Here is a 23433-nt window from a genome sequence, read left to right as displayed (position 1 = left end):
GCTTTAATACTTAAGAATTATTGATACACAGAAGTAGATACAAAAAAGCCGCTCGATTGAGCGGCTTTTTTTAAACTAGTTTATCTTACAAAAGACCTAGTTTCTTCAATTCAATGGTTGCCATCTTGCTAGATAACGGTACATAACCATCTTTCTCAACAATTTTCTGGCCATCCTTTGATAGCACCATTTTTAAGAACTCAGCTTCAATTGGTGATAGCGGCTTGTTTGGGTGTTTATTTACATAAACATACAAGAATCTTGATAACGGATACTTACCTTTAGCAACATTGTCGAGTGTTGCATCAACAAAGTTATCGCCCTTTTTAGCCAAAGGAACCGTTCTTACACCAGATGTTTTGTAACCAATACCAGAGTAGCCAATTGCATTAACAGAAGATGAAATTGACTGAACAACAGACGCAGAGCCTGGCTGTTCATTTACATTATTTCGAAAGTCACCTTTACATAGGGCTTTTTTCTTAAAATAACCGTATGTGCCAGATACTGAGTTGCGTCCATATAACTGCACATCTTTTGCAGCCCAATTCCCCGCTAAACCAACATCGCTCCAACGTTTTACTTCTTCCTCTGCTCCACACTTGCGCGTTGAAGAGAAAATAGCATCAACTTGGTCAATACGTAAGCCTTCAATTGGGTTATCTTTATGCACGAATACTGCCAGTGCATCTATTGCAACGCGTACTTCTGTTGGTTTGTAACCATAACGCTTTTCGAATGCTTCGATTTCTTTAGACTTCATCTTACGGCTCATTGGGCCAAAGTTAGAAGTCGCTTCTGTTAAAGCTGGCGGCGCTGTTGAAGAACCCGCAGCCTGAATTTGAATGTTTACATTTGGGTAAATACGCTTGTACTCTTCTGCCCAAAAGGTCATCATGTTAGCAAGTGTATCAGAGCCAACTGAAGAGAAGTTACCTGAAATACCGCTAGTTTTATTATACTCTACTAAATTTTTGTCTAATGCTGACGCCTGTGTTGCGACAAGTGTTGTAACAGCTACGCCCATTGCGGCGACTAAACTTTTGAATTTCATTTGGGTTGCTCCAATTGTTCTCCCATTAAATTACGCGATTCATTCTGCCGCGTTTTAATGACAAAAAAATTACTTTAAAATGACACTTTCATGACTTTCATCATTTGTCATAATTTTTACTTTCTCTGATGCAAATGCAAAAGAAAAACACGATCCCTCACCCACTGTACTTTGGATCTCTAAGCTAGAATTATGTCGTGTTAATACATGTTTGGTGATCGCTAAACCAAGACCAGATCCGCCCGTTTTTCTGCTACGCGCTTTATCAACACGATAAAACCGCTCAGTTAGGCGATTAATATGCTCAGGGGCTATCCCATCACCATTATCTTCAACAGAAAAGCACGCTTGATCCTCTATCCGCTGCCACCTAACGACAACTCGCCCCTCTAATTTTGTATAGTGGATCGCATTAAATACCAAATTAGAAAATGCACTGCGTAGTTCATCAGCAGAACCAAGAATGTCTAAACACTTATCTACTTCAAAAATCAATTCATGGTGCTTATCTTGATTAACTGAATGGGCTTCAGTTTGGATCAATGCCAACATATCCGGTACACGTACGGGTTTGTCTTTCTCCTGTCGACGCGCACCCTCTATGCGTGACAAAGACAGTAATTGATTCACAAGGCTATCCATCCGTTTGCATTGCTCTATCATGGTGCCATGTGCTTTCTCCCACATCATAGGAGGTGGCATATTGTCCGCATCCATCATCTCTAAATATCCAGTAACGACTGTTAATGGCGTTCTTAGCTCATGAGATACATTGGCGACAAAATCTTTACGCATCTGCTCTAGCTGTTTTAAACGTGTGATATCTCGTACCACCATCATTAATTGTTCAGCATAGGGCATAACTCGAAACTCAAGCACTTGCTCGCCTGCATGCCCTGAATCTAGCTCTAATGGATCATCAAAGTCATGTGATTGCATGTACTTTATAAATTTAGGATCTCGAATCAAGTTGTCTAAGCGCTGACCATGATCTGTTGGCCACTGTAGACCAAGAACTTTTAGTGCCAGTTGGTTACACCAAACAATACTTAAATCCTGTTGCAGCACAACCACAGCATCTGGTACTGCTTCAGCCCCTTCTCTAAAGCGGCGGATCAATTCAGCTAATTCGTTACGTTTTTTACGATTACGATGCTGAAGGTGGTAAATCCCTTCAAATATTTGTTCCCAGGCGCCTTCCCCTTCTGGCGGGTTGAAACTGCGCTGATTCAGTAACCAATCACTTAACCTATATAATTGGTGATAATGCCAAAGCAATAATGATAACGCACCGATAAACAATAAAATAAACGGTGCGCCAATCAAAATACCGATTAATGTCAAAGGCAAAAAATACAAAAACAGGCGCTTAAACAACGCCTGCTTATTAATCACTCGGTACATAAATGATTGACCCTAATAACAATGTGCCATGCACTTACAACTTACTTGAAAATCGATATCCTGCGCCACGCACAGTTTGAACCAGTCGATCATGTCCTAAAGGCGCTATCGCTTTGCGTAAACGACGAATATGAACATCCACCGTACGGTCTTCAACATAAACATTTGTACCCCAAACATGGTCAAGTAACTGTTCTCGACTATATACTCGCTCTGGGTGCGTCATAAAGAAGTGTAATAAACGGAACTCTGTAGGTCCCATATCTAACTCACTGCCCGCAGAAGTCACTCGATGTGAAATAGGGTCTAATCTTAATCCATGTACTTCAATCGCTTCTTCTAGTGAAGTCGGAGATACTCGACGGATAACGGCTTTAATTCTTGCCATCAGTTCTTTTGGAGAAAAAGGTTTGGTGACATAATCATCAGCTCCCACCTCAAGGCCTTTTACTTTATCCTCTTCTTCCCCACGTGCAGTCAACATTATGATTGGTATTTGTCGTGTGTACTCACTTTGCTTGAATTTTTTTGCAATTTGTATACCACTGCCACCTGGTAGCATCCAATCTAGCAATACCATATCCGGGTACGGTTCAACCATCGCAGTAATTGCTGAATCGTAATCTTCTGCTTCAATTGCTTGAAACCCATTTTGTTCCAGCACAAATACCAACATCTCTCTGATAGGTGCTTCATCATCAACTACAAGTACTTTACGTGACATTCCCAATATTCTCTTTCATTACCGAAGATGTTTTCATTATTATGACTTAGTGTGACAGTTTTATGAAAGTGTAACGTGGATTGACAAAAGGTGCCAAAAAATCACTTAACTATTTATGTTAAGCGATTTTTTTATCAAAAAGTTATGACAGGTTTATTTCAATTTTTGGGATTTTTATTTAAAAATCATAACGAAGCGTCAATGCCATATGATCCTGATCTGGTGTGTTATCTAAGCTAAATTTAGAGTACCATAAATACATCCGAGCTTGCTTTGAGAGCTTTTTCTCAACCCCAACCGAGGTTGAATTACCAGAGTCTTTCAACTTGCCTTCTGCGCCATCAGAGTCCTGATATTGGGCTAATAGCTTGTAACTGTTAGGCAACTTATATGACGCACTCACCACAACACTGTCAACAGAGTCATCACTGTCGACTTTCTCACTTTGTTGATACAAGCCGCCTATAGTCGCATCTCCAAGCTTTCCTTGAACAACAAGCCGAGTGATATCTCGTCCTGCTACTTTTGTGTCTCTTGCAACACTGGCATAAATGGACGTTTTTTTCAGTTTACTATCACCATAAACCCCCGCCATAGACAACCCAGTCTCTCCATCTTGCTTACTGTTGTCTTCAGCAATGTAACTAACAATAAATTTCATATGATTCAGCGATGGGGACGTATATTGAATCGTATCACCTAACCGATTATCCCCAGCGAACAACGCTTTGTTGTCCGAGGTAAAATCATTCATTAAATCAACTTTACCTTGCGACTTTTTCAAAGGAGTATCATTTCTTCCCACCAGCACTTCACCATACTTTCCTTTTACCCCCACATATTGAGATCGCGCTGTAATATTGTCGCCATTTTTTCCATCTTTATCATTATCAACAGGATTTACTTCAAATTCGTATTTAAAAAATACATCAAGGCCATCATTCACCTTAGCCTTGCCCTTCAAACCCATTCTCGAGGCGTAGCTCTTAATGGATGTTTCATCGTCATCGCCTATGTCGCTAAACTGCAAGCCAGCATGGACCCGGCCATATACTTTAACGTCATTTGCAAGGGTAATGTCAGATACAGTAAGTAAACTGACTGTCGATAAGAACAATAGTATTTTAGTCTTCATAAGTAGCGCAGCCTCAGAATAGTAAGAGGTAAACACCAGTTCCGTATGGCATTTACATAATTTTTATCTAATTTAAAAATTAGCTGCAATTTGCAATAGATCAAGTTGATGAAAAAGAACAGATCAAATTTATATCAACAACAGGGTAAAGGATCAGAATAATACCAACCGGATCCAAACTGGGATCATTATTTTACTAGCTTAAGTCTTCTATTTAACTCAAAAAGATTAAGTCACTTGCCCTAAACCCTGTCATAAATGCGCGTATCAAGCGCGATATAAGGTGTTATCAACCTTTAATAGATCCTCTTCACGACTGCGTTAGTATAATAATGATCTCTACCTGATCTTAACATAAGCAAGTGGTAGCTCAACGCACTTAATTGTAAAATATTACTTTATATCAATACTTTAAATTCATTCTCACAGTAGCTGTGTTAATAAAATAATGATCCAAAAAAAAGCCCCTTAAAGGAGCTTTATATAGAATTAACTGACGTTAGTATTTATTTGATCTGTTGCTCAAGTTCGCCTGACAAGTACTTCAAGTGCATATCATCTAAAGAGATTGGCTTGATCTTATTCGCATTGCCGGCGGTACCAAATGCTTCATAACGATCAACACAAATTGCTGTCATCGCCTTTGTTGCCTCAGCCAAATACTTACGAGGATCAAAGTTGGCTGGGTTCTCTGCCAAATGACGGCGAATAGCACCGGTAGACGCTAAACGTAGATCTGTATCTATATTTACTTTGCGAACACCATGCTTGATCCCTTCGATGATCTGCTCAACAGGTACCCCATACGTTTCAGGGATCTGACCACCATGTTCATTAATCACGGCTAACCAATCTTGCGGTACAGATGATGATCCATGCATAACTAGGTGGGTATTTGGAATACGCGTATGAATATCTTTAATACGATTAATAGCCAATATGTCGCCTGTAGGCGGACGTGTAAATTTATAAGCACCATGGGATGTACCACAAGCAATTGCTAATGCGTCAACACCTGTTTTGCTAACAAAGTCGGCTGCTTCTTCAGGGTCGGTAAGTAGTTGATCTAGACTAAGCTTACCAACGGCACCAATCCCATCCTCTTCACCAGCTTCACCAGTTTCCAAAGACCCTAGCACACCAAGTTCACCTTCAACTGACACGCCACATGCATGTGCCATATCTACTGTACGTCGCGTAACATCAACATTATACTCATAACTTGAAGGTGTTTTACCATCTTCAAGCAAAGAGCCATCCATCATTACTGATGAGAAGCCAAGTTGAATTGAGCGCTGGCAAATACCGGGGGATGTACCGTGATCTTGATGCATTACTACTGGAATATGAGGCCACTCTTCTACAGCGGCAAGGATCATATGACGAATAAATGGGGCACCAGCATAAGCACGAGCTCCGGCTGAACCTTGAACAATCACAGGACTGTTTGTCTTGTGTGCCGCTTCCATAATGGCGCGCATTTGTTCTTGGTTGTTTACGTTGAAGGCAGGAACGCCGTAACCATACTCGGCTGCATGATCAAGTAATTGACGCATACTGATTAAAGCCATATTGCTTTCTCCAATAGTCGATGACAGTCTCTATCATCTAGTTTGAACGGGATAATTTTATCTGTGACTACCTAGTCACCTCGCCTACTAACGGCGAAGCTATATTTATCAAATATCAAATGTGAGAGAGATATAAGACAAATAATTAGGCCAGCAAACGCTGGCCATAATTCTTTTTACACGCTAGCTCTTTTCTCAAGCATAGCTACTGCTGGTAATTTTTTCCCTTCTAAAAACTCTAAAAAAGCACCACCACCAGTCGAGATATATGAAATATTGTCTGCTACACCATATTTATCAATAGCTGCTAGAGTATCGCCCCCCCCTGCAATTGAAAATGCATCAGATTTTGCAATCGCATTAGCAATTGCCTGTGTACCATTACCAAATTGGTCAAATTCAAAGACGCCTACAGGTCCATTCCAGACCACGGTACCCGCTTGCTCAATGATTTTTGCCAACGTATTTGCGGTATTAGGACCGATGTCAAAAATCATATCTTCAGCCGTAACATCAGCAACGTCTTTTATAGTCGCTACTGCTGATTCTGAAAATTCAGTACCGACAACGACATCACTTGGAACTGGAATTTCACCATTGTTCGCTTTTGCCGCAGTCGTCAGCTTATTCGCTTCAGCAATTAAGTCTGCTTCAAATAATGATTTACCTACGGGGTTACCCGCAGCTGCAATAAAGGTATTCGCAATACCACCACCTGCAACCAATTGATCAACCACGATCGACAAAGAATCTAGTACTGTTAATTTTGTTGATACCTTTGACCCACCTACAATTGCAACTAGCGGACGCGCCGGATTATCGAGTGCTTTACCCAGTGCCTCTAACTCATTTGCTAATAAAGGCCCTGCACATGCAGTCTCGGCAAACAAACCTACGCCATGCGTAGATGCTTGCGCACGATGAGCTGTACCAAAAGCATCCATCACATACACATCGCACAATGCTGCTAGCTGTTTTGATAATGTTTCATCATCTTTTTTCTCGCCCACATTAAAGCGCACATTTTCAAAAACAACTACTTCGTTTTCAGCAACTTCAACACCATTCAAATACTCTTTTTCTAAACGAACAGATTGCTCAAGTGCATCATTAAGATAGTCAACGACAGGCTGTAATGAGTACTGCTCATCATACTCTCCCTCAACAGGGCGACCTAGATGAGACATAACCATCACTTTAGCGCCTTTTTCAAGTGCTAATTTGATAGTCGGTAAAGATGCGCGGATCCGTGCATCAGAGGTGACTTTTCCACCTTTAACTGGCACATTCAAATCTTCACGAATTAATACGCGCTTGCCGCTTAAATCTAAATCTGCCATTTTGATGACTGACATGAACATCTCCTTACTAAACGATACTTATGATTATAAACTATTATTTGGCAGCCATCATGGCTACTGATGTGTCGAGCATTCGGTTAGCAAACCCCCACTCGTTATCACACCAAACTAATAACTTTACGAGCCTTTTGTGACTAACACGTGTCTGCGTGCCATCAATAATACAAGAATGTGGATCATGATTAAAATCAACCGAGACCAACGGCTCTTCGGTGTAGCTTAAGATGCCGTCTAAGCGGCCACCTGAAGCTTTACTTAATATCTGATTTATAGAGCTTAAATCAACATCTTGATTCACCGTCACGCTTAAATCCATCGCGGTCACATTAATTGTCGGTACTCTCACCGCTATCGCTTCAAAACGGCCATGAAACTTAGGTAATATACGTTCAATACCCCGAGCCAACTTTGTATCAACCGGAATAATCGACTGACTCGCAGCTCGTGTTCTACGCAAATCGCTATGATAAGCATCAATCACTTGCTGGTCATGCATTGAAGCATGGATCGTCGTGATTGCACCTGACTCAATGCCAAATGCGTCATCTAAGACTTTAATCACTGGAACAATACAGTTTGTTGTGCACGACCCATTCGATACTATGGTATCGGTAAAAGACAGCTCTTCGTCATTAATACCATAGACAATTGTCGCATCAACATCGGCATCTGCAGGTTGTGAAAATAGTACTTTTTTAGCACCCGCTTTTAAATGTACATCAGCGTCTTGGCGAGAATGAAAAACACCGGTACATTCTAAAACCACATCAATATCGAGTGCTTCCCAAGGAAGGTTGCTCGGATCAGGCTCAGAAAATAATTGAATATTATCACCCGCGACGGTGAGATTAGGTGCTTGATAATCTACATCGAATGCAAACCGACCATGAGCTGTATCGTATTTGAGTAAGTGTGCAACCCCTTTTGGATTTGCAAGTTCATTTACCGCAACGATTTGAATCTCGTGCTGGCGTCCAGATTCGTACAGCGAACGTACAATATTACGTCCTATACGACCAAAACCATTAATAGCCAGTTTGATTGCCATTGAATTGAAAATCCAGCCTTTAGTATAGAAGAAGGGATGTTCCCCTTTAAGATGGCGCTATTGTAATCGACCAAAGAAAAATGTCTAAGAGAAAAACAACATTTTTTACATTATTGCACTGAGTTTTTCACGATTGCCCATATTCATCGTATGATATTGTGCCAATAATAGCTCCGCAGTTGCTAAGGCATCGCTTAATGCATTGTGCTCATAGTGGGCTGGTAAAGCATAGCGTTCACGACACGCAGCAAGAGTTAAATCACTCTGCTTTAGGTGTTTTCCTTGTACTAATAAACGGTGCTTTTCAATTTTTAAAGTATCGACAATTGCTTTTGGTTGAATCACTTTCTGCTCAGCGCTTGCAACATGTTGAATAAACGCCCAATCAAGTTGTGCATTGTGACAAACCAAAATCCGGTCATTTAAGGCCTCAGCAAACGTGTCAACTAATGTACTTAAAGGTGCGCCTTGTGCGGTTAATTGTGTATTGTCTACCCCATGATAAATCGGACTTTGCAGTAAGCTATTCACATCACTATTTAACATATACCCCGCCGTGTTTAAGTTTATTTTTAACGATTGCATCGTCACCCAGCCAGCAGACACAATCTCATGTTTTTTTGGCTCTAAGCCAGTTAACTCAAGATCTACAATCACATACTCATGTTGATCAAAGTAGCTTTGCTTCAATTGCCACGATACCCATTGCGAATGTAACCACTTACACACCCCCATCATAAACTCCCCCGAGCAAATTTAAATACACTCGCCTGTTGAGCCTGCTTTATTAAGAAAAAAGCTTCTTTAAGCTGATGTTTTTGCAAAGAAGTAAGCGCTTGTGGATCGATACAGTTGCTCGGGAGTCCATCTCGATCTATTTGTGTTTTTAAACGCAGTTGTGTGAGGTAGCGCCAACAGTCTTTCAAATCAAAAATATCTCTTTTACTCAATACGCTAAATTGTAACAACGCATCAAGCCTCTCAAGTGTATTTGCTTTTAATACACCCGCTTTTAAAGCGTATAAGCGAACCAGATCATTAATGATCACCACACCTCGACGTTTAAGATCCAAGTATTTATGATCCACAGTCCCTTTTTCAAGTTTAAATTGATGAAATAAACCAATCGGCACAGAATTCGTGTTTATGTCAGTCGCCATCGTCGCATAAAAAAGATCATCTTTGCAGATCTGATCTAACTGCGCGCATAAATCTCGAAACAGCGATGCAGATCCATCAATTAATCGCAGATCAAAGTATATTTTGCAATTGAGCATGGCTTTAGGTGTAGGAGAACTAATCCAATTATAAAAGCGATCAATCCACTGTGTCACCGTGCCTCTGCACGCTTCATTACTAGCCATTATATTACCTGGGCAGCGCCTTATGCCACACTCGACAAGATGTTCACAGACATACGCACCTAAGCGGGCAAAATATACAAGTTGTTCGTCTGTTACCGCCTCTTCAAGCACTAAGCCATTGTCTTGATCTGAATGTAATGTTTGCTCTTCCCTGGCTTGTGAGCCAAAACATACCCAACAAAAGTCGCAAGGCGCAATGCCATGCTCCGCTTGATATAACTGAATTAAGCGAGTCGTTAATGCATCTGTCACACCACTTAGTATTTTACCTATGGTTGAAATATCATCGATTTTGTTAGAAAACTTTTTGAGCAATTCAGGGAGTTCACTCGCACAGCGTTTTACTTCCAGTACACTGCGAGCTTTATAAATTTGATTAATGAGTTGTACCGGATCACTTTTTTGTAGTTTAAGTAAGTCCGTACTGGTGATCATTCCTTTGGGGGTGTACTCTTCATCTAATACAGGTAAGTGATGTATATTATGCTTCAACATTAACTGAAGTGCAGAAAATACACGATTATGTTCAAAAATAAACTTTGGCTTTTCTGTCATAATCGTCTGTACTGGTAAGCTAGGATCAAACCCAACAGCCAGCACACGATTTCTTAAATCTCTATCCGTGATCAGCCCCAATAACTCACTTCCATCCGTAATGATCAAAGATGAAATACCGTGGCGTGACATAACTCTTGCCGCCTCAGTAATACTTATCTGCATATTTGATGTGATCACCTGCGCAGACATCATCTCATTCACTTTATATTCTGACCAATTCCTACTTCTAGACTGATAATGTGTACTTAATAAACGATTAGTGTGCGCCCTCACAAAGTGCTGTTCAAACTCTTTATACTCTCTACGTAAATAGTCAAAATCATGTTGACCCAAAACGTATACCAAACCAGGGGTTGCCACTTGTAACCGATTACTAATTTTATCGCCGCTCAACAGTGAAGGAAAACCAAAGTAATCTCCTTCTGCTAACCGGACCACTACCTCTCCTTGCGACGATACCAAATCAAATGTGCCAGAACGCACTAAATACAGATTCACTTCTGTTTGATTTAGCCACTCCCCTTGCGTTTCATACGTCACATATATCACACTTAAATGGTTTGAAAAATACGCGCAAGCAGCAGATGGAAGGTGACTGAACGGCATTTGTTTATGCGTAAATGCCATGACATCCTGTACATGAGCAGTCATAATATGATCCTGAAAAAAGACAATTTATAGCAAAGTATGTACAGTGAGGTCACAACACGCTTTGCTATAAATTGTTAGCCCAGTAGGCTGGGCTAACAATTCCCAAGCGGAGTTAGTGTGCCTGTGCCGCGAATGATCCCTTCGGGTTACGAATGCTTTCGACCATATCTTGTACTTCTTTTGGTGTGTCAGCTGTTAGCTTAAGTACTACCGCAGCCACCGCAAAATTCACAATCATACCAACAATACCGATCCCTTCAGGTGAAATACCAAACAACCAGTTCTCTGCTGAGTTGAGATCCGGGCTTACAAATTTGAAGTAAATGATATACGTCGCGGTAAAGGTAATACCTGTTACCATGCCAGCAATTGCGCCTTCTTTGTTCATGCGCTTTGAGAAAATCCCCATAATGATCGCAGGGAAGAAACTTGCTGCAGCAAGACCAAATGCGAAGGCAACCACTGAAGCAACAAATCCGGGCGGATTAATCCCAAAGTAAGCAGAAATCACAATCGCTATCATCGCAGCAAGCCTCGCAGCTAATAGCTCTTGCTTATCATTGATATCAGGTTTTAAAGTCCGTTTTAGTAAATCATGAGACACGGATGTAGAGATCACCAATAGCAGCCCCGCAGTCGTAGACAGTGCAGCGGCAATCCCTCCAGCGGCAACCAAAGCAATAACCCACGCTGGTAAATCTGCAATTTCAGGGTTAGCTAATACCATAATATCACGGTCAATTTTCACCTCATTGGCGCTATTTGGATCACTTAGCTTACCTGCCGAATAAGACATTTTTCCGTCACCATTTTTATCTTCAAAAGTAATTAACCCAGTTCTTTCCCAGTTTTTTACCCACTGTGGCGCTTCACTATAGAGTGTACCGCTGCCATCTTTACCATTAATCGTATCTACCATATTTACTCGTGCAAACGAGGCAACAGCAGGCGCTGTGGTGTAAACAATAGCAATAAAAACCAATGTCCATGCTGCTGAGATCCGCGTATCTTTGACTTTCGGAACCGTGAAGAAACGAACAATAACGTGCGGTAAACCAGCTGTTCCGACCATTAATGCTGCTGTGATCGCGAATACATCAATCATGCTTTTGGATCCTTCGGTATATTGCGCAAAACCGAGTTCAGCACTGAGTCCATCCAACTTATCGAGTACATACATACCGGAGCCATCTGCCAATGTCGCGCCAAAACCCGTTTGTGGTAAGAAGTGCCCAGTCATCATCAACGAGATAAAAATAGCCGGTACCAAGTAGGCAAATACTAATACACAATATTGTGCCACTTGCGTATAGGTGATCCCCTTCATGCCACCTAATACAGCATAAAAGAAGACAATAACCATACCAATGTAAACGCCCGTTTCGATATCAACTTCTAAGAATCTAGAAAAGACCACACCCACGCCTCGCATTTGCCCTGCGATATACGTGAAGCAAATAAAGATGGCACATAAAATAGCAACGATTCGAGCCACTTGTGAATAATAACGATCACCGATGAAATCAGGCACCGTAAACTTACCAAACTTTCTTAAATATGGCGCTAAACATAAAGCCAGCAGTACATAGCCACCCGTCCAGCCCATCAAATAAACACCACCATCGTATCCGGCAAAAGAAATGATCCCAGCCATAGAAATAAATGATGCTGCACTCATCCAGTCTGCCGCCGTCGCCATACCATTAGCAAATGGGGGTACGCCGCCGCCAGCGACATAAAATTCATTGGTAGAGCCTGCTCGCGCCCAAATTGCGATGCCGATATAAAGTGCAAAACTTAAACCAACAATAATAAATGTAAGATTTTGTACGTCCATTTTATACCCCTACTCATCTACGCCATATTTTTTATCTAATGAATTCATTTTGAATACGTAGACAAAAATCAAAGCAACAAACGTATAAATTGCGCCTTGCTGTGAAAACCAAAAACCCAGTTTAAAACCAAAAAAACGTACATCATTCAGTACGTCGACCAATAAAATGCCAAAACCAAATGACACAACAAACCAAATTGCCAATAACTTAAACATCAGAGCGAGATTTTCTGACCAGTATGCTTTTGCTTGTTCTTCGTCTTTAAAAGCCATTTTTATCCCCTTTCACTTGCTCACGATTGAGCCGTATTGGTGTTAATTGTCACTATTTACCTTAGCAACGTCATTGCAATATGAAATTGAGACCTTAGTCTTAACTTAATGATTACGTTTACGTAAACTGGAATTTGAGCCAAAACAGAAAACAAAAAACACCATATTTAACATAGAATTATGTTCTTTTGTGTACACGGCAGTATTGATGATTTAATGAAAACACTATTTATAAGACATTAGTCTAAAATACGACACAAAAATTGAAATAAGTCATATAAAACATAAAGCTACAAACAAATAACCATAATCAATATGACGACATATTAGACAAATATGTTATGGTAGAAATACCAGCAAACAATAAGAAAAACCATGACTGTAGCTTTAACATTTGTCGCCTTGTGTTATATCGGGATTTTGTTTTGGATAGCGAATTGGGGTGATAAAACGACCCCCAATGCGCTAAGAATAAGCCATCACCCATACGTTTATGCTCTTTCTCTGGGAATTTACTGTACCTCATGGACTTACTATGGTGCTGTGGGTACTGCCGCAACCAGCAGTTGGCACTATTTACCTATTTTATTAGGCCCTGCTATTCTTTTCTTATTTGCCCATGGTTTTTTGCGAAAACTGGTATTGGTGAGCAAAAAACAAAACATTACTACCATTGCCGATTTCATTTCGGCTCGTTACGGAAAACGCCAAGCCACAGCCATTATGGTTACGCTCATCGCATTACTGGCTACAATTCCTTATATTGCATTACAACTCAAAGCATTGAGCAGTAGTTTTTTATTATTACAACAAGACGAAAAAGTATCTGGCACTATATTGGCGCTCACAGGTACACTCATCATGGCATTATTCGCCATATTTTTTGGCACGCGAAAAGTGGATGTTACCGAATATCGTTCCGGCTTAATGCTGGCCGTCGCATTTGAATCATTAATTAAACTATTGGCCTTGGCCGCAGTGGCAACGCTGGCATTAATCTCACTCTATAAACAACCAGACACGCTATTGTCACTGAGCACGCATTGGCAAGGTTTTGAATTATTTAACTTTAACTTCATTGGTCAGTCACTTATGGCAGCTGCAGCCATTATATGTTTACCTCGCCAATTTCACGTCACCGTAGTCGACAATCAAGACAGACGTCATTTACACACTGCGCGTTGGGCATTTCCACTTTATCTGTTACTAACCGCCGCAATGATCATTCCCATCGCCACTGCGGCCATACACCCAAATATTGGTTTAGGTGTTACTGCTGATAGCTTTGTATTAGCTTTGCCCCTTATGCATGGTCATTCAATCATTACCACCTTTGTGTTTATTGGCGGGCTATCTGCTGCAACTGCCATGATCGTCGTTGCAACCCTTACACTAAGCACCATGCTATCAAACGATGTGGTACTACCATTACTTATCAAACGTAAATTTAGATATAACCCATTAACCAAAAACTATAAATCTCAGATACTGTTAATTCGACGCTTTATCATCGCTGCTATTTTACTATTGGCCTATTTATATCAGCAATGGTTTGGTCATGGAGAAGCTCTGGCCAACATGGGGTTAGTCGCTTTTTCTCTTGTCACACAGCTTCTTCCTGCCATTGTTTTTGGCCTGTATTGGCGTAAAGGCCATGCGTATGGTGTATATGCTGGATTGTTTGCAGGTTTAGTCTGTTGGATAGTGTTTCTTATGCTTCCGGTACTCGAAGCCGGTGCAATAATGAGCTATGACGCCCGTCAAAGCATTATCACTCAAGGTACACTCATCGCTCTGTGTGCAAATGTTTGTTGCTACATTAGCTTTTCTTTGGCTGCCCATGAACGGTTAATTGATAAAATTCAGGCAGCGGCTTTTGTAAATCCCAAAGAACAAGCCACATTAGCCAAAAGATTAAACAAAAATGTCAAAGCCAGCGTGTATGACTTTAAAGTGTTATTGCAAACCTTTTTAGGCGTGCAGCGCTCTAATCAATTACTTGGTCATTATTCATTAAGCCACGATATTGATGACAATAATGCCTATCCAACACCTGAATTTATCGCTTATTGTGAGCGTTCTCTTACCGGTGTTTTAGGCGCCTCATCTGCTCAAGCTTTAATTCATACCGTTGCCTCAGGCAGACAAATGGCATTTGAAGAAGTCGTTAACTTCTTTGATGAAACAACACAAGCTCTGCAATTTAATCAAAATTTACTCTATACTTCTTTAGAAAACCTAAGTCATGGTATTTCTGTTGTTGATAAAGATCTAAAACTGGTTGCTTGGAATAAACGCTACAGTGAAATGTTTAATTATCCCGAAGGTTTTCTTGATGTTGGCTTACCCATTGAGAAAGTGATCCGCTTTAATGCCAATCGCGGAGAATGTGGACCAGGTGAAATAGAGCGCCAAGTGGAGAAGCGAGTCCAACACTTACGTAATGGTACATCTCATCACTTTATTCGTCATCGTCGTGATGGGCAAGTATATGAAATGATAGGTAACCCGTTACCTGAAGGAGGGTTTGTTACCAGCTTTTCTGACATAACCATGCATATCGCCACACAAAATGCGCTTGAAGAAATCAATATGGATCTCGAAAACCGTATAGAAGCTCGGACTCAAGAGATCAGAACCATTAACACCGATTTAGAATCACAAATAGCCAGTCGAATTGAAACCGAGCAGGCACTCATTAATGCTAAAAAAGACGCTGAAATGGCCAATGATAGTAAAACACGTTTCCTGGCGCTGGCCAGTCACGATATTTTACAACCACTCAATGCAGCAAGACTCTATCTCGCCGCTATCAACGAGCAAGCCCTAACCCCTCAAGATCAGGGAAACTTTAACAAACTGGGTGATAGCTTAGATTCAACGGTGCACCTTATGTCAGCACTCCTTGATATAGCTAAACTTGAACAAGGCGCTATGAAGCCCTCACCACGCCATTTTGATATTGACGATATTTTAAATCCACTTGCAAACGAGTATGCAATGCTCTCAAAAGAAAAAGGGCTGATCCTGGCGGTGCGTAGTGCCCACCATATAGTACACAGTGATACCACTTACTTACGCCGAATTATTCAAAATTTAGTGTCAAATGCAGTGAAATACACAGATACAGGTAAAGTACTGGTGGCCTGTCGTGCACGTAAGCATAATTTACGCATAGAAGTGTGGGACACAGGGGCTGGCATCAGTGAGTATGAGCAAAAAAAGATTTTTAATGACTTTTATCGTGTAAAGAATGACGATAATAAAGGTGTTGGACTTGGACTGAGTGTGGTTAAACGGCTCTGTGATTTATTATCAGTTACACTTGATGTTCGCTCTATTCAAAACAAAGGGAGCCGTTTTAGTATTGAAGTTCCGTATGGTGATTCAGCACTAGCACCACACAGATCCGATAAACAAACATTATTACAGAGCAACAGCGATAATAAGCGCAAGTTGTCACTCATTGCGGTTGACGATGACCCTAAGAACTTATCAGCCATGGCTAGTTTGTTAGATAAGTGGCAAGCAAATTACCAATTATTCATTAATATGAATGAGGCATTAACGTATGCACAAGAAAATAAAGCGCCTGATATGATTTTGATGGATTACCAACTCGGAGTTGACTGTGATGGCATCACACTCATCAAAACCTTACGTGAAATTTGGCAAAGCCAAGTACCAGCTGTTTTAATCACCGCAATGCGCGATCCTCAGCTAAAAACCCAAACTAAAGCGCTCAATATTCATTATTTATCTAAACCCATAAAACCCGCAAAACTCAGGGCATTATTAATACATCAACATTAAGGACTCAAAAATATAAAATATTGGAAAATAAAAAATTAATAGTATGCACTCTATGAGAAATTAACATTCCCAAATACCGCGTTTACTTTTAAAGTAGAGGGGGATTATTCATATAGGAATGAGGAAAAATGAATTATATTTTAACAACAGAATGCACTGATGATGTAGGTCTCATCGCCAAAATAACTAACTTGTGTTTCGAACACACCTTAAATATTACACGCAATAATGAATTTGTAGATACCGCAGGCCAACGATTTTTCATGCGCACAGAATTAACCGGGCAACCTAGCGATAACTTTTTGACACAGCTACGTCAACAATTGCCCTCTGGGGCAAAAGTCACCATGCATGGGGAAGAAAAAACCAAGGTTGTGCTACTTGCTACAAAAGAAGCACACTGCCTGGGTGGAGTGCTATTAAAGCAATTCGAGCAAGCGCTAAATATTGAAATACTCGCTGTAGTAGCCAATTACCCAGACTTAGCGCCATTGGTTGAAGGGTTTGGCGTACCTTATCACTTTATCTCACACGAAGGGCTTTCGCGAGCCGAGCATGATAAAGCTGTTGGCGACTTAGTTGAAAGTTACAAACCAGACATCATCGGCTTAGCAAAATATATGCGTATTCTTAGCCCTGAGTTTGTCGCACGCTTTAATAATAGAATTATCAACATTCACCACTCATTTCTTCCGGCGTTTATTGGTGCAAAGCCCTATCATCAAGCATTTGAAAGAGGAGTTAAAATCATTGGCGCAACGGCACACTTTGTTAACGATGAGCTAGATGAAGGGCCAATCATTGCACAAAATGTGACTCAAGTTAGTCATGCTGATACAGCACAAGCAATGGCAAAGATGGGACGAGACATCGAGAAAACAGTATTTTGTAAAGCACTTCAATTAGCATCGGAGCACAAAGTGTTTATCAACGACAACAAAACTGTCGTTTTTAGCTAAATAAATTGGCAATGAAGTGCGATTATGACACTTCGTTGCTTACGTTTTTACGACATGGCTTCAACAGGTTCAAGCTGCAACTTTGACGCAATTAATACTGCTTGAGTTCGATTATAAACACCTAACTTTCTGAAGATAGCCGTAATATGTGCTTTTACTGTGGCTTCTGATATGTGCAACTCAAACGCAATTTGTTTATTCAACAAGCCTTCATGTAAATAACGCAGTACTTTATACTGCTGAGGTGTCAGTGAAGCAACCTGTTGCGCAACTTCTTTGTCTTCTATTTCTAACCCTGACACTTTGTCTTTAATTGATACCGGTAACCAACTATCTCCTTCGAGTACATGCGCAATTGCTCGAGCAATATCCTGTGATGAAGATGCTTTAGGAATAAAGCCCATAGCACCATAACCCATCACTTTTGAAATGATGGTCAAGTCTTCGCTGCCTGAAATAACGACAATAGGTAAACAGGGATAGTCTTCTCTTATTCGGATCAAACCATACAAATCTCCACTACCGGGCATATGTAAGTCTAACAAGAGTAAATCTAACTCTTCCTGAGAGGATAAAACTGATAACGTTGTCTCGAAGTTTTCCGACTCAAAAACCTCTAAACCTTCAAATTGAGTTTGAAGTGCGCCTTTCAAAGCCTCCCTAAATAAAGGGTGATCATCCGCGATTAAAAACTGATTCATGCTTTACTCCTAAAATTTCGGCTGTCATCTAAGAGAGGACAGCCGATATAGTACGGTTAGAATCCAATGAAATTCAAGTTTTTAACGCAATATTAACGATTCAACCTGTTTTCAATCAATTCATCTACCACACTCGGATCTGCTAACGTAGAGGTATCTCCCAGCTGTTGATACTCATTTGCTGCGATCTTACGTAAAATGCGACGCATAATTTTTCCTGAACGTGTCTTAGGCAAGCCAGGTGACCATTGGATCATATCCGGTGATGCTATTGGACTTAATTCCTTACGAACCCAGTTTCTGACTTCTTTTGTCAACGCATCGCTCACCTCAATGCCTTCATTTGGCGTGACATAAACATAAATACCTTGTCCCTTGATCTCATGAGGGTAACCAACAACAGCCGCTTCAGCTACCGCTTCATGTGCCACGAGCGCACTTTCTATTTCCGCAGTTCCAAGACGGTGACCTGACACGTTCAGTACATCATCTACGCGCCCTGTGATCCAGTAATAACCATCTTCATCACGACGACAGCCATCACCTGTAAAGTAAACTCCAGGATATGCAGAGAAATAAGTTTGCTCAAAACGTTCATGATCACCATAGACCGTACGAGCCTGAGATGGCCACGAATCTAGGATAACCAAGTTACCATCCGTTGCGCCTTCGAGTGTGTCACCTTGAGCATCAAACAGTGCTGGTGCAATACCAAAGAAAGGTCGAGTCGCTGAGCCTGGTTTCATATCTGTCGCACCTGGCAATGGTGTGATCATGATGCCGCCGGTCTCCGTTTGCCACCAAGTATCTACGATTGGGCATGTACCATTACCAATACTTTCGTAATACCAACTCCATGCTTCAGGGTTAATGGGTTCACCCACTGAGCCTAAAATACGTAAGCTTGAGCGATTTGATGTTGCCGTTGGTTCATCGCCTTTGGCCATGAGTGCACGAATAGCCGTTGGTGCCGTGTATAAAATAGTAACGTTATGCTTATCAACTATTTCACCCATACGACCAGCTGTTGGATAAGTAGGCACGCCTTCAAATATAACTTGAGTACACCCATTAACAAGCGGGCCATAGGCGATATAACTGTGGCCAGTGATCCAACCTACATCCGCACTACACCAATAGACATCCTCTGCTTTTAGGTCGAAAACATATTCATGGGTCATTGATGAATAGACTAAATAGCCCCCAGTTGTATGAACAACGCCTTTAGGCTGGCCGGTAGAGCCTGAGGTATATAATATAAACAAAGGATCTTCAGCATTCATGGGGGTTGGTTCGCATGTCGCTGGCAAGTCGCTAATCAGATCATGCCACCATATATCATGTGCGTTCCACTCGACCTCTCCCCCTGTTAGCTGATGTACAATTACATGCTCTACACTGGTAACACTCTCTTGTGCAACAGCTTCATCAACATTTGCTTTTAATGGAACAGCATTGCCGCCACGGCGTCCTTCATCTGAGGTAATGACCACTTTTGCACCAGAATCTTTGATCCGGTCTGCAATTGCAGATGGAGAGAAGCCACCAAATACCACTGAGTGTACCGCCCCTACTCGTGCACAAGCTTGCATAGCATATACAGCTTGTGGTGTCATTGGCATATATATCGCCACGCGATCGCCTTTTTCAATTCCTAATTTTTTTAAACCATTTGCGAGCTTTGCCACTTCATCATGTAGCTGTTGATAAGTAATATTTTCACCATGCTCTGGGTTGTCGCCTTCCCAGATCAGCGCAACCTTGTCAGCTTTGTCTGCTAAATGACGGTCAATACAGTTGAAAGAAGCATTGAGTTGTCCATCTTCGAACCACTTGATATCAATATGACCTTTATCAAAAGACGTGTTCTTTACTTTGGTGTAGGATGTCGACCAGTCTAGGCGCTGTCCATGCTTAGCCCAAAAACCGTGCGGATCCTCTATCGATTGCTTATACATTTCGTTGTATTGGTCATTATCAATAAGTGCGGCGTTCTTGATTTTTTCAGGAACAGGATAAATGCTCTGTGACATAGTCATCTCCATGGTAAATTACTTGCCGAAAGGCTTTCATCAAGGATCACTCAGCTGCGCACAGGAGAGTATTAGACCTTAGTTGTATATGGCCCGAAAAGAGTTGTAATTTTGAGCAAGCAGCATTCTTATTGAATTAAACAGTACAATCAGATGGTTAACATCATAAAATCATGAAATAACATAATTTTACATGATATAAATTATACCCAATACCAATACAACTCTTTCCAACTTCTCATTCGTGCCACCTTAGTCTCATAGACCAATAGGTAATTGAGTAAAATTCATGCTTAATCGAAAGTGATGATGACCCTATTCAATAATCGTTGCCTATTCAACGTGGCTATAAGGAACAAAAATTATGACAATAAAGTATTTCGCAATAAAAACCCTTACAGCAATTGCCGTTTCAGCAGCCTTAAGCGCTCCGAGTTACGCTGCAACAATTGGTGACACCAAAGTAAATTATGGTGGGTATGTAAAGTTAGATGCTATGTGGAGTGACTTCTCTGATGGCACATTGCCTAGCTCCCATATAGGTAGGGACTTTTACGTTCCGGGCACGACGCCAGTATCGGCAAGCAGCGCTGAAGATGCGGTGTTCGACATGCACGCACGTCAATCACGATTTAACTTTTCGACGGCGACTAAGCTAGCTGATGGCAGTGATATCAAAACAAAAATCGAATTAGACTTTATTGTCACAGGCGGTGGTAATGAACGAGTAAGTAACTCTTATTCACCTCGTCTAAGACAAGCGTTTATCACCTACAAAGGATGGTTATTTGGTCAAGCATGGTCAAATTTTCAAAATGTCGGTGCATTGCCTGAAACATTAGACTTTGTTGGACCTGGTGAAGGCACTGTGTTTGTGCGTCAAGCAATGGTCAAATATGCGGTGGGTAATTGGTCTTTTTCTGCTGAAAACCCAGAAAGCACAATCACAACCGCGCAGCAAGGTCGAGTTGTAACCGATGACGCAAGTATGCCCGACTTTACAGCGCGTTATACCCATAAAGGCGATTGGGGGAATGTTGTAGTCAGCGCACTAGCTCGTCAGCTAACCTATAAAACAGGTGCAGCCGATGAGAGTGAAACATCGTTTGGTATTAGTGCATCAGGTAGAGTGAACTTTGGTAAGAACAACCTTAAATTTATGCTGACACAAGGTAAAGGTCTTGGCCGTTATATAGGCCTAAACGTTGCCAACGGAGGTGTTTATGATGGTAATGAGTTACACGCCATCGATTCAACATCTGGCTTTATTGGCTATCAGCACCACTGGAACAGCCAGTTTCGCTCAACGTTCTTATATTCCTTCTTTTCTGCCGACAATGACACTAACCTACTACCGATCTCTGGCGATCCGACGGAGTCGAGTATAAGCTATAGTGCAAACTTACTTTACTCACCGGTCAAAAAACTTACTTTTGGCGCTGAGTACAAAGTAGGTACTCGTGAAACACAAAGCGGTTTAAAAGGAGATATCACCCGTTTACAGTTCTCAGTAAAATATGCATTCTAGTGCTAATTATGTTTTAGTGTTCTGCGCAACTAAATCAGGACACTTCTCTTAAGGAACTTTGCTCATATTCAATTGGCGACAGATCACCATTTACCGTATGAAGTCGTTCTAAGTTGTAATAGCGCATATACGCTGCCACATCATCTCTCATATACTCATGTGTTGGCTGAGGAGCTTTCAACAACCAATCGTGTTTTAAGCTAGCGAAGAAGCGTTCAACAACCGCATATCCCAACACGCTCCAACATCGCACATACTCGCTCTAATACCGTGGGTGGTTAGCAGTTTACGGTAATGCTTACTGGTATATTGTGGGCCTCTATCAGAGTGAAACACCAAGCCTTTTGGTGGCTGACGTAAGTTATAAGCTTTCATCATAGCTTTGCTGACCAAGTCAGTCGTCATTCGCTTATCTATGTGCCAGCCAACGATGCGGCGTGAATATAAGTCCATAACAATGGCTAGGTACATCCAGCCTTCCCCTGTTTTTAAATACGTCACATCACCAGCCCAGACCTGACTTGGTGCAACAGGATTGAAGTTCTGATCCAGCAGGTTATCAGCAACGGCATCACTATGTTTGCGCTTGGTTGTGACTTTGTAGGCAACTCGCTGAGTTACAACTAAACCAAGCTTAGCCATTAACTTCTTAACGCCATATTCGCTGACTTTAAAGCCCTCCTTGCATAACCGCTTCTTCAGCTCTCGATAACCCAAGCTATTTCTGCTTTGCTCGAAGATGACTTTGGCTCTTCGATACATATGCAAATGCTCTGCTGTAATGATTTTTGCGGGTCGCTTTAGCCAAGCATAATAGGCTGAGCGACTGACGTTCATTACTTTACAAAGCTTACTCACTGGAAATACTGAAGAGAGCTTCTTAACGGTTTTAAACGTTACTTGGTTTCCTTTAGCAGGAGGGCGCTGGCCTTTTTAAGATCTCCTTTTCCATCCTGAGTTCTTTATTTTCCTTGCACAGCCTTAACAGCTCTGTTCGTTCATCTGCACTTAAACTGGTCCCAGATTGCTCAGTTTCAAACTTAGCTTTCCAGTTATAAAGTATTTTATCTGTGATACCTAAAGACGCCGCTGCTTTTGGTACGCTGTAACCTTGCCCAGTTACCAATGCCACAGCTTCTTGCTTAAATTCAGCCGTATAATTTCTGTTTGTTCGTTTTGTCATTTAACACCTCAATAATTGGATTATATTCCATTATTAAAGTGTCCTGTTTGATTAAAGCAGATCAACAATAGATGCATCTAAGAAATGGACAAAGCCAATCAAAAATTGGCGAACAGTTTTAAATCGCTTTATGATTGAATTCGAACACCATTTAACGGATTACATGTAAATGGTGGCAGTTACACAAAGTTACTTACAGACTCAGAGGATGGCATATATTAATTATACGCCACACT

The 23433-nt window shown here is 41.2% G+C and carries 16 protein-coding genes and 1 pseudogene; 3 read left to right on the top strand and 14 right to left on the bottom strand.

All coding sequences use genetic code 11. The features are described 5' to 3' along the window. Nucleotides 1–85 precede the first annotated feature (85 nt). The 11 genes from CWC18_RS14325 to CWC18_RS14275 all read right to left on the bottom strand — a co-directional run bounded on the left by CWC18_RS14325 (nt 86) and on the right by CWC18_RS14275 (nt 12980). Nucleotides 86–1054: a PstS family phosphate ABC transporter substrate-binding protein gene (locus CWC18_RS14325; RefSeq protein WP_138591641.1), complete on the bottom strand. Its 969-nt coding sequence runs from the start codon at nt 1052–1054 to the stop codon at nt 86–88. 69 nt (nt 1055–1123) lie between these two features. After that, nucleotides 1124–2458 (bottom strand): phosphate regulon sensor histidine kinase PhoR, encoded by a 1335-nt coding sequence (phoR, locus tag CWC18_RS14320; RefSeq protein ID WP_138675520.1) that lies wholly within the window; start codon nt 2456–2458, stop codon nt 1124–1126. 34 nt (nt 2459–2492) lie between these two features. Then, nucleotides 2493–3182 (bottom strand): phosphate regulon transcriptional regulator PhoB, encoded by a 690-nt coding sequence (phoB, locus tag CWC18_RS14315; RefSeq protein WP_010362411.1) that lies wholly within the window; start codon nt 3180–3182, stop codon nt 2493–2495. Between the two features lie 178 nt (nt 3183–3360). Then, nucleotides 3361–4317, bottom strand: a complete 957-nt coding sequence (locus CWC18_RS14310) for a porin (protein ID WP_138591639.1) — start codon at nt 4315–4317, stop codon at nt 3361–3363. A 506-nt stretch (nt 4318–4823) separates the two neighbouring features. After that, on the bottom strand, nt 4824–5888 hold the full coding sequence (gene fba / locus CWC18_RS14305) for a class II fructose-bisphosphate aldolase (RefSeq protein WP_138675519.1): 1065 nt from the start codon (nt 5886–5888) through the stop codon (nt 4824–4826). A 176-nt stretch (nt 5889–6064) separates the two neighbouring features. Next, nucleotides 6065–7243 (bottom strand): phosphoglycerate kinase, encoded by a 1179-nt coding sequence (locus tag CWC18_RS14300; RefSeq protein WP_138675518.1) that lies wholly within the window; start codon nt 7241–7243, stop codon nt 6065–6067. Between the two features lie 40 nt (nt 7244–7283). Next, nucleotides 7284–8297, bottom strand: coding sequence for an erythrose-4-phosphate dehydrogenase (gene epd / locus CWC18_RS14295; RefSeq protein WP_138591636.1), 1014 nt, complete (start codon nt 8295–8297; stop codon nt 7284–7286). Between the two features lie 105 nt (nt 8298–8402). Then, nucleotides 8403–9035, bottom strand: a complete 633-nt coding sequence (locus CWC18_RS14290) for a 3'-5' exonuclease (RefSeq protein ID WP_249348224.1) — start codon at nt 9033–9035, stop codon at nt 8403–8405. Beyond that, complete coding sequence (locus CWC18_RS14285; RefSeq protein ID WP_138675517.1) at nt 9032–10870, bottom strand: DUF294 nucleotidyltransferase-like domain-containing protein; 1839 nt, start codon at nt 10868–10870, stop codon at nt 9032–9034. Before CWC18_RS14285 ends, CWC18_RS14290 begins: the two co-directional genes overlap by 4 nt. 112 nt (nt 10871–10982) lie before the next feature. After that, a complete protein-coding gene (locus CWC18_RS14280) occupies nt 10983–12707 on the bottom strand; it encodes a sodium:solute symporter family protein (protein ID WP_138591634.1) in 1725 nt (574 codons plus the stop codon). A gap of 9 nt (nt 12708–12716) precedes the next feature. Then, nucleotides 12717–12980, bottom strand: a complete 264-nt coding sequence (locus CWC18_RS14275) for a DUF4212 domain-containing protein (RefSeq protein ID WP_138591633.1) — start codon at nt 12978–12980, stop codon at nt 12717–12719. Nucleotides 12981–13355: 375 nt separating this feature from the next. Here CWC18_RS14275 and CWC18_RS14270 point away from each other — a divergent pair, with 375 nt between their 5' ends. Beyond that, entirely contained in the window at nt 13356–16793 is a 3438-nt protein-coding gene (locus CWC18_RS14270) for a PAS domain-containing hybrid sensor histidine kinase/response regulator (RefSeq protein WP_138675516.1), read from the top strand. 128 nt (nt 16794–16921) lie between these two features. Further along, a complete protein-coding gene (gene purU, locus CWC18_RS14265) occupies nt 16922–17752 on the top strand; it encodes a formyltetrahydrofolate deformylase (protein WP_138591631.1) in 831 nt (276 codons plus the stop codon). Nucleotides 17753–17799: 47 nt separating this feature from the next. Here the strand turns inward: purU and CWC18_RS14260 are convergent, their stop codons facing one another. Both CWC18_RS14260 and acs read right to left on the bottom strand, forming a co-directional pair. After that, on the bottom strand, nt 17800–18453 hold the full coding sequence (locus tag CWC18_RS14260) for a response regulator transcription factor (RefSeq protein ID WP_138591630.1): 654 nt from the start codon (nt 18451–18453) through the stop codon (nt 17800–17802). Between the two features lie 92 nt (nt 18454–18545). Continuing rightward, complete coding sequence (acs, locus tag CWC18_RS14255) at nt 18546–20486, bottom strand: acetate--CoA ligase (RefSeq protein ID WP_138591629.1); 1941 nt, start codon at nt 20484–20486, stop codon at nt 18546–18548. 364 nt (nt 20487–20850) lie between these two features. Here acs and CWC18_RS14250 point away from each other — a divergent pair, with 364 nt between their 5' ends. Next, entirely contained in the window at nt 20851–22014 is a 1164-nt protein-coding gene (locus tag CWC18_RS14250; protein ID WP_138591628.1) for a DcaP family trimeric outer membrane transporter, read from the top strand. Nucleotides 22015–22048: 34 nt separating this feature from the next. Here CWC18_RS14250 and CWC18_RS14245 read toward each other — a convergent pair. After that, nucleotides 22049–23197: pseudogene (locus tag CWC18_RS14245) on the bottom strand (IS3 family transposase). Between the last annotated feature and the right edge of the window lie 236 nt (nt 23198–23433).

The sequence above is a fragment of the Pseudoalteromonas aurantia genome, from assembly GCF_005886875.1.
In the GTDB taxonomy this organism is placed as follows: domain Bacteria; phylum Pseudomonadota; class Gammaproteobacteria; order Enterobacterales; family Alteromonadaceae; genus Pseudoalteromonas; species Pseudoalteromonas aurantia_A.
The sequence above is the reverse complement of the archived record's forward strand: the minus strand, read 5'-3'. Positions and strand labels throughout refer to the sequence as shown.